Origin of the sequence: Sulfurimicrobium lacus (genome assembly GCF_011764585.1) — a bacterium.
GTDB classification, from domain to species: domain Bacteria; phylum Pseudomonadota; class Gammaproteobacteria; order Burkholderiales; family Sulfuricellaceae; genus Sulfurimicrobium; species Sulfurimicrobium lacus.
The window spans coordinates 2,711,140-2,724,902 of sequence record NZ_AP022853.1 but is presented as its reverse complement, the minus strand read 5'-3'; the positions used below and the strand labels follow the sequence as shown (position 1 = coordinate 2,724,902).

Here is a 13,763-nt window from a genome sequence, read left to right as displayed (position 1 = left end):
CAAAACCGATCTGCCCCTCAATGCCCACTGGACGCACTACGAAAGTGACCCGATTGGACTCCAGGGAGGAATTAATATCGTCACGATGCCCACGAGCCAAGTCAATTCCAGAAGACGCGGCTACTCACAGGTCGTTCAGTTCATAGCTGGTACTGCGCCCGCCCGCATCCGATTTCCGCAGCACGCTCCGCGCAAGCAGGTCGTTGATGTCGCGCAGGGCCGTGTCCGGCGAACATTTGGCAATAGCTGCCCACTTGCTGCTGGTGAGCTTGCCTTCGAAGCCGTCAAGCATCCGATTGAGCAGCTTCACCTGTCGCTCGTTCAATGGTGTGGTCGCCCAGCGCTGCCAGAAACGCGCCTTGATCAGCACGGCGTCAAGCGTATGCTGTGCCTGATCGACGGCGCGATGGAGGGCGTCGAGGAACCAGGCGAGCCACTCGGTGACATCCATCGACCGCTTCTGGGTCCGCTCCAGGATGTCGTAGTAGGCCTTGCGCTCCCGCTGGATCTGCGCCGACAAACTGTAGAAACGCTGCGGACTACCGTCGGCACGCGCCAGAAGCAAGTCACCGATAGCCCGGGCGATACGACCATTGCCGTCGTCGAACGGGTGCAAGGTGACGAACCACAGATGGCCGAGACCAGCCTTGAGCAGCGCCGGTTCGTTCGATGCGCCATTCACCCAGTCGAGGAATCGGCTGGTTTCGGCCTCCAGACGGTCGGCGGGCAGCGCCTCGAAATGCACCCGCTGGCGGCCGAGGGGGCCAGACACCACTTGCATCGGGCCGTTGGCATCATCGCGCCAGCCGCCGACCTTGATCTTGGAGAGGCCGGAGTAGCCGGTGGGAAACAGCGCGGCATGCCAGCCGAACAGACGCTCCCGTGACACAGGTGCATGGCAGTTGGCGGTGGCATCAAGCACCATCTCGACTATGCCTTCGACGTGTCGATCCACCGGGGCCAGGGCACCGATGTCCACGCCCAGCCTGCGGGCGATGGACGAACGCACGGATTGGACATTGAGCTGCTCACCCTCGATCTCGCTGGTCATGACCACGTCTTCGGTGAGCGCCGCGAGGCTCGCCTGATCGCGCAGCGCCATGCCCACGTCGGCCAGGCGCCCCATCAAGAGCCCTTGGGCGCGACTAACATCGGCCAAGGGCTCAGCCAGTGCCGCCAAGTCGAAGCACCAGGTCGCCCAGTCACTGGCCTGCCATATGTATTTGTAAGCGCCGCTATTCATGCGGAGATTATGAGCCGCAATCTCCGCATCAGCAAGTTATTCGCCGCATGATGTGCGGTGATAGTCGGGCTTTTCCCCGCAAAGAAGGCTGATACGATCTTGGCCATCCTCAACCCGCAAGTGCGTTGCCACGATTGGAATGTGGGGGGGGGCAGGTCATGACTCCGCGTGCGGCTATTGGAAGTCGGATTGGTTGGTGTCAACTCAGATTTTTTGGATGCCCGCAGCCGAAATACAACAATTGCGAATTGTGAGTACATTGGCTAAACTGAAACGGCTTGCAAACTGCAACACAAAACTGCTACACACCGGGCACTGACTGATGATGCAAGTGATTGATTTATAATTGTACTGGCGGCGTTAGTTCGAATCCCGCCCTCTCCGCCAGTAGATAAAAAGCCCTGATTTAACGATCAGGGCTTTGTTTTTTGTGGGTTTTATGTTTCGTGGGCGAACGTGAGATCACCGGGTCAGTACGTACCGCTGACAAGTGCATTAGGGCGCTAGAATGCGCTGTTTCCGCCAACCGCATGACGGCGGGGATATCGGTCACTTGCGGTTCTTGTCCACGTTCGGATTGTCGGCGTCCTCCTGCAACTGCTTGTCAGGCTGGCGTCGACGCCCGGGCTGATGTTGCTCGGCGTCCTTCTTCTCGCTGGCAGCCTTGCGTTGAAGCTGCTCCTGCTGCTGTTTCTCAGCCTGACGTTGGCGTTCGGCCTGCTCTTGCTCGGCGGCCTGTCTATCGCTGGCGGCCTTGCGCTGAAGCTGCTCCTGCGCATCGCCCTGATCTTTGAGTGCTTTATCCCGACTGTGCTCGACCGTCCCTGCCCTCGGTTCCTTCTTGGGTGCGACCGCGCGATCCAGCGGTCGCAACTGGACAGGCGCCGCAGAAGGTGTGCCAGGCTTATCGCCAGTGCGGCGTGATCCGGCTGCACGCGCGTCCACCGCGCCGCGTTGATCACCGATCACGCGCACCTTCTGCGCGGTTTTGTCGTCGCGATTCTGCACGGCTGTGGTGGCGCTGGGCTCCAGCACCCGCCCCGGATTTTTCTGCAGCTGCTGTTCGCGCGCGGCAAATGGACGCTCGCCGGGCGGTGGCGCATTGCGCACGAAAACCCGTCGGTCGATCGCTTCGTGCGGCGGTCGCGCCTCTAAGGCCTTACCTGCTCCGATTACGCTCCGCACGCTCGGTGCGACCGGAGCGACGCGTGTGATCTCGCCAGTGGTGACCGCCTGGCGGTCGAGACGAAGCGCGGAATGTTGCACCGGTTGCGCATTGACGAACACGGTTCTCGGTACCGCAGTGACGGCGCCGGAAACCGTGCGGTTGGCATATTTCACCTGGTTGATATTGATCGTGCCGCTGGAATAGTTGTTATAGACGTTGGTGATGGTCGTGTTGTTGACCACCGTATTGTTTACGTTGACCCGTTTGAAATAGTCGCGACTGGCACGATAGGACGGCACATAAACTTCGCGCGGTCCAAGCGGGAACCAGCCGATCGGCGAATTACCCCCGAGCGAGAGCGACACGCTCCAGCCGCTGCCGCCGACGAAGGCGACCAGCGCGGGTGCATAGACGGGGCGAACATGGCGCGGACCCGGGATCCAGCCCCAGCGATTGGATACGTTGACCCAACGTCCGTAGTGCGAGGGCGCGAAACCCCAGGGTGCGTCGTCCACCCAGGTCCAGCCCCACGGCTCCTGCCAAACCCAATGGCCGTCCCGGTAGGGCGCCCAACCGGCTTCGACCTGGCTGGGGAACCACACGTTGCCGTAGCTGCCCACCGGGCGCCAGTTGCCATACTCATCCAGGTCCGCGTAACCCACCACATCGTCGTCCAGGTAGCGCAGCGATGCCGAGCGTTCCAGACGCCGGTCGCGTTCAAGGCTGTAGCGATCGAAATCGTCTTCACGTGGCAGACCGTACATCTCGTAGTCGCGCAAATCGGTGTCGTAGAAACGCACCGAATCGCCTGCGCGCAGCGGGAACCTGGAGTTTTCTCCGTAGGCCTCGCCGGCACCTTCCCAAACCACGATAGTGGTTACAGCATTGCGCGGGTCGACGTCGATGCGATAGCGACCGGATCGGTTAATGGTAAATGCCAGTGTCGGCGTAGCAATTTCATAGGTCTGGCCAGGATAGACGCGCCGTACGCTCAGGTTGAGCGTGCCCTGCGTCAACTGGACTTGCGCGATACGATCACTCAGGTCCAGGATCTCAACGCTGGTGTTGGAGCCGAGCCGGAGGGAGGCGCTGCCCACCTGAAACTCCGCGCGCGCATCGCGATCGGTCCAGAGCCGATTGCCGCGGATCAGCGGACGGTTGCGCACCACGCCAAACCACTCGTCCTCGCCAGCCGGCGAGTAGCTCACGGTGCCTTGGGTGTGGCTCAGGCGCGCCACGCGCCCTGAAGGATCGGCATAGGCCGCGTTCGCAGTCGACGCAGTACACAGCGAGAACAGCAGTACACCCATGAGGGCAAAAAAGCGCGATGGATTCGACATGGTGTGTTCCTTAATTAGTGTTAACACGCCCTAAATAAGCCCGCACGACCTGCAGTGATACGCCGGCGATGATGCTTCCTGTTTTAATGATGCACGATAGCCCAGCCTGGCGCACCTGTCAGTGCGCTAGCGAACATTGAACCCTGAGCGAGCTCGTAGGGACGGATCGACTTGAATAATGACCTCTAATGTCGGCCCGCGCCCTCCGGCGATCGAGCCGGGTCTGGCGCGAACAGCGAAGCGCTGAAGCGCCGCTCCAAGCATGCGCACAGTAACGGTTTCTTTCCGTTCGATAACCCACAAAATTCCACCGACATTTTTATGTGCGTTAGCGCACAGCGCCAGTCGTTACTTGCTGATATCTTTTTCATGATCGGTAACAAGGAGTCTTGAAATGGAAGAGCTGAAAGAGATAAATATTTCGGGCATCGTGGGGCGTCTGCGCAAAGACGCCTACAACCGTTTGGCACGTAAGGCGAAAGAGAATGCCTGATGAAAAAAGGAAGAACACCCACCCCCATGCTCATCAAGACCCAACTCCGGCTGGTAGCGCTGCTTCCTGCAGTCTTTGCGCTAGCGATCGCTAGCGTCATGTGGGTTGCCACGCTCAAGGTCGACCAGGCGCGCCACGATGCCGAAATGGCCGAGAAGGCGCTACGCCTGAATTTCGAGCTGAACATCCTGACCCAGGAGTATCTGCTGTTTGGCGGCATACCGGTCGAAAGCCAGTTTCGCATCAACCATCAATCCATGGGCGAAGTGCTGGCACGATTGAAATCCGACGAACCCGAGGAACACGCGCTGGTCGAGGCGTTGCTGCACGGCCACCAGGAACTGGGCAGCATCTTCAATCGGCTACTGGAAAGCAAGACGGCAGAGCGCGAACAGATTGTTGCGGCATTGCAAACGAAGACCCAGGAGATACGCGCGAAGACACGGCAGTTCGCCGACATCCAGCGCCAGCAGGTGATGAAATTCCAGCGACGGGCTATCGCCATCATCACGGTGGCGCTTGCCGCGCTTGCCGGTTTGAGCATGACGTTGCTGACGCTGATGGGGCGGCGGCTGATGCTGGGCATCGACCAACTCGAAGACGGGGTGCGCCGGGTTGCCGCGGGCGACCTCGAACACCAGATACAGCTTGCCACCGCGGACGAGCTGGGTGCGCTCGCGAATTCCTTCAATGCATTCACCGACAAGCTGAAGGATGAAATGACCCGGCGCCGGCAAGCCGAGAGGGAAATTCACCAGCTCAACGCCGAACTCGAGGAGCGGGTACAGCGGCGCACCGCCGAGTTCGAGGCCGCCAACAAGGAACTGGAGGCCTTCGCCTACTCGGTGTCCCACGACCTGCGCGCGCCGCTCCGTGCCGTCGACGGCTTCTCGCGCAAGGTGATAATGGGCTATGGCGACAAGCTCGACGACGAAGGCCGGCGCCTGCTCCAGGTGGTGCGCGACAATGCCCAGAGCATGGGAAAACTGATCGACGACCTGCTCGCCTTCTCGCGCATGGGGCGCCGCGAGATGGCCTCGCAGCCGCTCGACATGGACGCGATGGTCAGAAGCGTGGCTGACGAATTGCGCGCGGCCGAGCCGCAGCGCGCCATCGAGTTCGCCTTCTCGCCGTTGCCGCGCGCCTCGGGCGACGCCGCCATGCTGCGGCAGGTGTGGGTGAACCTGCTCGCCAATGCCGTCAAGTTCTCGCGCCTGCGCCAGGTCGCGCACATCGAGGTCGGCGGACAGACTGAAGGCGGGGAAGTCATCTACTGGGTCAAGGACGATGGCGCCGGCTTCGACATGCAATATGCCGACAAGCTGTTCGGCGTGTTCCAGCGCCTGCACCGCCAGGACGAGTTCGAGGGAACCGGCGTCGGCCTGGCCATCGCCCAGCGCATCCTGCACCGCCACAACGGCCGCATCTGGGGCGAGGGCAAACCGGACGCGGGCGCCACGTTCCGCTTCGCTTTGCCATCGCCCATGCCGGACGACCATCTTTCAGGAGGACACGCATCATGACCGCAAATGAACAGGAACTGCAGATTCTGCTGGTGGAAGACAACCCGGCCGATGCCGAACTCACCATGGACGCGCTGCGGGAGGGCGGCCTGGTCAACAAGGTGCAATGGGTCAAGGACGGCGCCGAGGCGCTCGATGTCCTGTTTGGCCGCGGCACCGACTCGGCTGCGGAAACCCACCGCCTGAGGCTGATCCTGCTCGATTTGCGCCTGCCGCGCGTGGACGGTATCGAGGTGCTGCGCGCCGTGCGTGCCGACGAGCGCACGCGGCGGCTGCCGGTGGTGGTGCTGACCTCGTCCCGCGAGGAGGTCGACATCGTGCGCGCCTACGACCTGGGTGCCAACAGCTTCCTGGTGAAGCCGGTCGAATCTGAGGCATTCATGAGGGCGGTGGGGGAACTGGGACTCTACTGGATGCTACTCAACAAGTTGCCGGGCGAAATAAAATGACCGGGCAGCACGCCGGGCGAGCAGATCCACTCGACCTGATCGTGGTCGAGGACTCGCTCGTCGATGTGGAACTGGAGGCCGACGCCTTGCGGGAGGCCGGGCTAGTGGCGGCGGTGCGGCGGATGGACGACGAGCCCGCCTTTCGCGCCGCCCTCGACGAGAGACTGCCCGATGCCATCCTGTCAGACTGGACCCTGCCCCACTTTTCCGGTCGCAGAGCGCTCGAAATCGCTTACGAACGCTGCCCCGACGTGCCCTTCATTTTCGTTTCCGGCACCATTCTGGAGTCCACCGCCCTCGATGCGTTGCGCCAGGGGGCGACCGACTACGTCTACAAACATCATTTGCAACAGCTCGGACCGGCCCTGACACGCGCCCTTGACGAGGCGCGAGCACGGTGCTCGCTGCGCGAGAGCGAAGAAAAATACCGGTGCTTGTATGAGAGCTCGCGCGATGCCTTGATGGTGCTGATTCCGCCGTCGTGGCACTTCACCGATGCGAACCCCGCCACGCTGAAATTGTTCGGATTTGCCAGCAAGGACGATTTCGCCGCATTCGCCCCATGGGACGTTTCGCCGGAACGTCAGCCGGACGGACGTCCTTCGGCCGAGAAGGCACTGGAGATGATCGCGACCGCGGTGCGCGAAGGTTCCCATTTTTTTGAATGGGAGCACCGGCGCTTGAACGGCGAAGTCTTTGCCGCCGACATCCTGCTGACGCGCATGGAGGCGGGCGGACAGCTATCGCTGCAGGCGACGATGCGCGACATCAGCGACCGCAAGGCAGCGGAAGCGACGGTCGAACGGGAACGTGACCGCAAGCAGAAGTATCTCGATACCGTGCCGTCCTTCATGCTGGCCCTGGATGCGGAGGGGCGGATCACCATGATCAACCGCGCCGGCTGCGAATTGCTCGGGTATCAGGAAAGCGAGTTGCTCGGGCGCAACTGGTTCGAAACCAGCATGCCCAGCGCGGCAGAGGCCGACGATGCCTTTTCTGTCTTCAAACGGGTCATGGCCGGCGATCTGTCATCAGTGGAATATCACGATAACACGGTCGCATGCCGAGACGGCCGCCAGCGCCTGATCGGCTGGCACAACGCCGCGCTCTTCGACGACGCGGGCCATATCGTCGGCATCCTTGGTGCGGGGCAGGACATTACCGAGCTCAAGAAGTCCGAGGAGCAGCTGCGCCTCGTGCTGGAAGAAGCTGGGGACGCCATCTGGATCACCGATAGCGAAGGCCGCTATGTATTCGCCAATCCTTCGGCCTGCAAGCTTACGGCCCACTCCTTGGAAGAGCTGCAAGGCTTGTATATCTCCGATCTGGTGTCGGACGAGGAGCGGGCCAAACTGACATCGCATCTGGCTCTTTTGCAAACCGAGAAAATCATGCGGGGAGAGTGGTCGCTCAAGCGCATGGATGGTGGCATCGTCAATGTCGAACTCACCACTGGACGCCTGCCGGATGGTCGCTACCTGGCCATCGGCCGTGACCTGACCGAGAAAAAGCGCGCTGCCGAGGAACTGGATCAACATCGCCACCACCTGGAAAGACTGGTCGAGACCCGCACGCGCCAACTGGCGCAAGCCAAGGCCGCGGCCGAGGCGGCAAACGCGGCCAAGAGCGCCTTCGTCGCCAACATGAGCCACGAAATCCGCACACCCCTGAATGCCATCGTCGGGCTCACTCACCTGCTGCTGCGCGGCAGTTCCGATCCGGCGCAGAAGGAGAAGCTGGCGAAGATCGTCGACGCCTCCCGCCACCTGCTCTCGGTCATCAACGATATCCTCGATTTTTCCAAGATCGAGGCGGGCAAGCTGGGCCTCAATAGTGCCGACTTCGCCTTCGACCGCATGCTGGACAACGTCGTCTCCATGATCGGACCCAAGGCGCGCGAAAAACGCCTGGGACTCAGCGTCGAGCGCGGCGGTCTGCCGCCGGTGCTGGTGGGCGACTCCACCCGGCTGGCGCAAGCCCTGCTCAATTACCTTTCCAACGCCGTCAAGTTCACCGAACACGGCAAGATCACCGTACGCCTCTCCAAGGCGGAAGAATCGGCAACCGACCTGCTGGTGCGCTTCGAAGTGACGGACACCGGCATCGGCATTGCGCCGGACAAGATCGCGGGCTTGTTCGCAGCCTTCGAGCAGGTCGATGTCACCACCTCGCGCCGCTATGGCGGTACCGGCCTCGGGCTCACCATCACCCGGCGTCTGGCGCGCCTCATGGGCGGCGAAGCCGGCGCAGAGAGCGTCCTCGGCCAGGGCAGCACGTTCTGGTTTACCGCCCGTCTCGGCAAAAGCCAACTCGGCCTGGAAGAATTAGCCGAGTCGCCCGCGGTTGCCGAGTTGGGCCTGCAAGCCATGCCGGCCGGCGTCCGCATCCTGCTGGCCGAGGACAACCGGATCAACCAGGAAGTCGCGGTGGAACTGCTGACCGGGGTCGGACTGAAGGTGGAGGTCGCCAGCGATGGGTTCGAGGCGCTGGAGAAGGTGCGTGGTGGCGGCTACGACCTGGTCCTGATGGATATGCAGATGCCGGGCATGGACGGTCTGGAGGCGACGCGCGCCATCCGCGCGCTGCCCGGTTGTGCGATGTTGCCCATTCTGGCGATGACCGCCAACGCCTTCGACGAGGATCGCGAACTCTGTCGGGCCGCGGGCATGAACGACTTCATCGCCAAGCCGGTCGATCCCGAGCAGCTGTTCGGCACGTTGGCGCGCTGGCTGCCGGCCAGGGCGATGGTTCCGCCTGTCGTCCGCAGCGAAGAGGGGGCGCTTCCCGCCGAACTCGGGGCGATCCCCGGTCTCGAAACCGCGCGGGGCCTCAGTGCGCTGGATGGCCACGTGGCCACCTACCAGCGCCTGCTGCGCCGCTACGCGGCCGATCATGCTGACGACATGAACAAACTGCGGCGGCACTTGTCCCAAGGAGAGCGGGACGAGACAAGGCGGCTGGCGCATACCCTGAAAGGCAGTTCGGGCAGTCTGGGTGCGAGCGTCGTGCAGCGCCTGGCCGCCGAACTGGAGGCGGCGATCAGGGATGGCAGCGACGCGGCAGCAATCGAACAGCTGGCCGGCGCAGTCGAAAGGGAGTTTCAGCAGCTCGCCGCAGCGATCCGCGCGGTCCTGCCGGAGGAAACGGCGGCCCCCTTTGCTGGCGAAGTGGACTGGACGGTGGTGCGGCAGGTTCTGGTCGAGCTGGAACCTCTGCTGGCGGCTGCCAACATGCAGGCCAACCAGCGCATCGAAATCCACGCCGCGCTGCTCAGGGCCGCGCTCGGCTCCCTGGGCGCAGAATTGGAGCAGCGCATCGAGCATTTCCTTTACCCCGAGGCTTTGGAAATACTGAAGCAAGCACTGGAGCGGTCAACCGAGGTTTCCAGGATGGTGGAAAAATGAACACGGACAAGCCTGTCGAGACGGCACGGGCAAGAATTCTGGTGGTGGATGACGACCCAGGCAACCTGGATGCGCTCGGCAGCTTGCTTCAGCCGCATTACGATGTATTTGCCGCCCCTTCCGGGGCGCGTGCATTGCAGATCGCCAACGCCCAGAAACCGGATCTGATCCTGCTCGACGTGTCGATGCCGGAGATGGACGGCTACGATGTACTCGTCCGTCTGCGTGACAATCCCGTCACCCGCGATATCCCGGTCCTCTTCGTCACCGGGATGGACTCGATCGAAGACGAACAACGCGGTCTCGAACTTGGCGCGGTGGATTACATTGCAAAGCCCTACCGCCCGCTCATCATTCTGGCGCGGGTACAAGCCCAACTGGAGCTCAAGCGCGCGCGCGACTGGCTGCGCGACCAGAATACCTATCTGGAGGCCGAAGTGACGCGGCGCGTGGCCGAGAACCTGTCGATCCAGGAGGCGGGAAACCGGGAACGGGCGCGGCTGAACAGCCAGAATGAGCTGATCCTGGCATCGGTAGGAGAGGGCATTTATGGCGCAGATCCTGCTGGCCGCATCTACTTCGTCAATCCCGCCGCAGCCTCGCTCCTGGGCTATACGCGGGATGAGCTGATGGGGAAGGATTCTCATGATACCTTGCATCACAGCAAGTCGGACGGCAGCCCTTATCCGCGCGATGATTGCCCGATCCACCTCGCCCTGGTCGGCGGCATCGCGGTTCGGGAAATAGAGGAAACGCTGTGGCACAAGGACGGCTCCCCGTTACCGGTGCTGTATTCCAGCGTGCCTGTCATGGAGGGGGGCGTGGTTGTCGGCGCGGTGGCGAGCTTTCGGGACATCCGCGAGCGCAAACGCTATGAGGCACAACTGGAACGCCAGGCAAATTTCGACGATCTGACCGGTCTGCCCAACCCCAATCTGCTGACTGACCGCCTTGCCCAGGCGGTGACGCGCTGCCGCCAGAACGAAAAAAACCTGGCAGTGATGGTGCTCAAGCTCGACCGCTTCAAGGAAATTAACGACGGCCTGGGGCGCGGTGTCGGCGACCAGCTGCTGCTGGAGGTATCGGGTCGACTGGCTGTCGTCAACGAGACAATTCATACCCTCGCGCACATGGGCGGGGACGAGTTCGTCCTGCTGGCAGAAACCGGGGACAACGGAGAAGCCGTTTCGATCGCACAGAGAATTCTGAAGGTGCTGGACCAGGCGTTCCTGGTCGAGGAACGGGACTTGTTCCTGTCCGCCAGCATCGGTATCGCCATGTTTCCTCAGGACGGCGAGAACGGTGAAGCACTGTTGAAAAACGCCAGTGCGGCGATGTATCGCACCAAGGCTAGCGGCGGCAACAACTTCCTTTTCTACTCTGCCGAGATGAACGCCCACTCGCTGGAACGGCTCAACATGGAAAGCGAGTTGCGTCGCGCCGTGGAACGCAACGAGTTGCTGCTCTACTACCAGCCGCAAATGAGTTTGCGTAACGGCGAGATCATCGGCATGGAGGCGTTGCTGCGCTGGCAGCATCCGCTGCGCGGGCTGGTTTCGCCGATGGAATTCATTCCGCTGGCCGAGGAAACCGGCCTGATCGTCCCGATCGGCGAATGGGTGCTGCGCACTGCCTGTGCGCAGAACCTGGCGTGGCAAGCGGCGGGGCTGCCTGCGGTGGCGGTGGCGGTCAATCTGTCGGCGCGGCAATTCGAGGGGCAGGATATCGTGGCACTGACCGCACAGGTGCTGCGCGAAACCGGCCTCGACCCCAGTTACCTGGAACTGGAACTGACCGAGAGCGCGGCAATGGGCAATGCCGATGCTTTCATCGGGGTAACGGAAGCACTGAAGGGTCTGGGGGTCACCTTGTCCATCGACGACTTCGGCACCGGCTATTCTTCCTTAAGCTACCTCAAGCGTTTCGCCCTTGACCGGCTGAAAATCGACCAGTCTTTCGTCCGCGACATCGTGCAGAATCCAGACAGTGCAGCCATCGCCGTAACGGTCATTGCGCTGGCGCATGGTTTGGGGCTGTCGGCGGTCGCCGAGGGGGTGGAAACCGAAGCGCAACTGAATTTTCTGCGCACCCGTGGCTGCGACGAGATGCAGGGGTTTTATTTCAGCAAGCCGCTGCCCGGCGCCGAGTTCGAACAATTGCTGCGCGAAAGACGCAAGCTGGTATTTCCCGCCGCTGCGGAATTGCCGGTACAGACCCTGTTGCTGGTGGACGACGAGCCTTCGATTCTTTCCGCCTTGAAACGGGTGCTGCGGCGCGAGGGTTACCAGATACTTACCGCGACCAGCGCCGCTGAGGGAATGGAGCTGCTTGCCACACACCAGGTGGCGGTGGTGATGTCCGACCAGCGCATGCCGCACGTGACCGGCGCGGAATTCCTCGCCAAGGTGCGGGTCATGTATCCCGACACGGTGCGAATCATCCTTTCCGGCTACACCGATCTGAAATCGGTGACCGACGTGGTGAATCGCGGCGAGATTTACAAATTCCTGGAAAAACCCTGGGACGACACGGCGTTGCGGGAAAACTTGCGTGAGGCATTCCAGTATTATGAAACTCGGCGTGTGCATCGGGTTAACGCGCCCTAGCGAGAAGGCTCATTTACTCAGAGTTGTGTTTGCAGCGCAAGTTTGGCCATTGCGATTCAGTGCAAGGAGACGGTTATTTGGACTCCTTATCCATCAACACTCGGATCCGCTCGGCGGCTTCCGTGGGCGGCGTGCGGTAGGCAAACTTGCCGAGGTAACGTCCATCCGGCCCCAGCAGGTACATGCCCGCGGAGTGGTCGACTGAATATTTGTCCGGTGCGGCGCCCGGTTCAAAGTGCTTCTCATAGCGCACCTTGAAGTTGTTTGCGGCATGGCGTACCAGTTCCGGAGAGCCGGTAAGGGCAACGATGCGCGGGTCGAAGAAGGTGGTGTACTGGGCCAATTTTTCAGGTGTATCACGTTCAGGATCAACCGAGACGAAAATCGGTTGCAGCCGGTCGGCGAGGTTGCCCAGTTTGCCCATGATGATCGTCATTTCCGCCAGAGTGGTCGGACAGATGTCCGGGCAGAAAGTGTAGCCAAAGGCGATGAGCTGGAATTTTCCCGGGAAATTCTGTTGCGTAATGGCCTGTCCTTTTGTGTCCATGAGCAGGTACCGCGGAATGATTCCGACGTCGGACTGTCCTTCATCGTCTTGCTGCTTCGGTGCTTTCGGCGAAACGGCAGCCTGCAGGCGTGTCGCAAGTTCATCCGCCTGACTGGTTAGCGCAGCCACCTTCGGGCAGGATTCCTGACCTTCCCTGATTTTTCCAAGGTAAGCCTCTTTGGTGGCCAGTTCGAAAGCATCGCCGTAGCGGCGCGATATTGGCGCGCGCTGGATAATGATCAATTTGATGTGGGAGACGGCTTCCGGGTAGGAACAGGCCAGCGCCTCGCCGTTAAGGAGTCCGAGGCTACGAACTTCCGCCAATCCGGCATCGGCGGGAACCTCGGCAGCGCGCAGTGCAACGGCCAGGGAGAGCAGATACAGCGCCAGGAATCCACGTTTTACAATCATTGCCACCTTCCTCTAATTTAAGAAACACGCCCTGTCGACGTGTCTCATTGCTATTATGCATTTGGTTGTTATAAATCAATTTCCGCCTGATGGCATTGATTTAAAGTAAGGAAAGTTTAATTCCAGAATGGTTCCCAAGGAGTATTCGATGTGCAAGTGGACTTGTGTGACGGTGTTGTTGGCGCTGCTGGCCGGCGGTCAGGCGCTGGCGGCGGAATGGTCTCCGCTCAAGATAGATGAGCATACGGTGCGCGAGGTCGATAAGGCAAGCATTGCGAGAATCGGCCCCACAGTGATGTTTACCGCGCGCCATACTTTCGCTGACCTGAATGAATACAAGGTAAAGCGGCACGAAGCAAAATATCTCCAGATTCAATACCGCGCCAATTGTGATTCCCGGATTCTGGCTCAGCTCGCCACCGCGGCTTACGACGAAAAAATGGTTCTGATCAGCAAGCTGCAGATACAGTCGCCGCAGGATGCGCCCATAACCAAGGGAAGCATCGACGAACTCATGCTGAACTTCGTTTGTAATGGCGGCAAGTAGCGTACCTGATTTCGCGGTACAAAACAGGACTA

At 61.1% G+C, this 13,763-nt stretch carries 8 protein-coding genes; 5 read left to right on the top strand and 3 right to left on the bottom strand.

Going from position 1 to position 13,763, the window contains the following annotated elements; all coding sequences use genetic code 11:
• Positions 1-124: 124 nt before the first annotated feature.
• Positions 125-1,243 (bottom strand): Fic family protein, encoded by a 1,119-nt coding sequence (locus SKTS_RS13280; RefSeq protein ID WP_173064371.1) that lies wholly within the window; start codon positions 1,241-1,243, stop codon positions 125-127.
• 549 nt (positions 1,244-1,792) lie between these two features.
• The gene (locus tag SKTS_RS13275; RefSeq protein ID WP_173065879.1) at positions 1,793-3,751 is read right to left on the bottom strand and encodes a DUF6600 domain-containing protein; all 1,959 of its coding nucleotides are present in this window, start codon (positions 3,749-3,751) and stop codon (positions 1,793-1,795) included.
• A 492-nt stretch (positions 3,752-4,243) separates the two neighbouring features.
• Between SKTS_RS13275 and SKTS_RS13270 the strand changes: the two genes are divergently transcribed.
• Genes SKTS_RS13270 through SKTS_RS13255 form a run of 4 tightly spaced genes read left to right on the top strand, consistent with a single transcriptional unit; the run spans position 4,244 to position 12,226 of the window.
• Entirely contained in the window at positions 4,244-5,767 is a 1,524-nt protein-coding gene (locus SKTS_RS13270; RefSeq protein WP_173065876.1) for a sensor histidine kinase, read from the top strand.
• The gene (locus SKTS_RS13265; RefSeq protein WP_173065874.1) at positions 5,764-6,216 is read left to right on the top strand and encodes a response regulator; all 453 of its coding nucleotides are present in this window, start codon (positions 5,764-5,766) and stop codon (positions 6,214-6,216) included. Before SKTS_RS13270 ends, SKTS_RS13265 begins: the two co-directional genes overlap by 4 nt.
• Entirely contained in the window at positions 6,213-9,620 is a 3,408-nt protein-coding gene (locus SKTS_RS13260) for a PAS domain S-box protein (RefSeq protein WP_173065871.1), read from the top strand. Before SKTS_RS13265 ends, SKTS_RS13260 begins: the two co-directional genes overlap by 4 nt.
• The gene (locus SKTS_RS13255; RefSeq protein WP_173065868.1) at positions 9,617-12,226 is read left to right on the top strand and encodes an EAL domain-containing protein; all 2,610 of its coding nucleotides are present in this window, start codon (positions 9,617-9,619) and stop codon (positions 12,224-12,226) included. The genes SKTS_RS13260 and SKTS_RS13255 overlap by 4 nt, the downstream gene beginning before the upstream one ends.
• 73 nt (positions 12,227-12,299) lie before the next feature.
• Here SKTS_RS13255 and SKTS_RS19000 read toward each other — a convergent pair whose 3' ends face one another.
• Positions 12,300-13,184 carry an SCO family protein gene (locus tag SKTS_RS19000; protein WP_244617339.1) on the bottom strand — a complete coding sequence of 295 codons (885 nt, stop codon included), beginning with the start codon at positions 13,182-13,184 and terminating at the stop codon, positions 12,300-12,302.
• A gap of 148 nt (positions 13,185-13,332) precedes the next feature.
• Here SKTS_RS19000 and SKTS_RS13245 point away from each other — a divergent pair, with 148 nt between their 5' ends.
• Entirely contained in the window at positions 13,333-13,731 is a 399-nt protein-coding gene (locus SKTS_RS13245) for a surface-adhesin E family protein (RefSeq protein WP_173065865.1), read from the top strand.
• Positions 13,732-13,763: the final 32 nt, after the last annotated feature.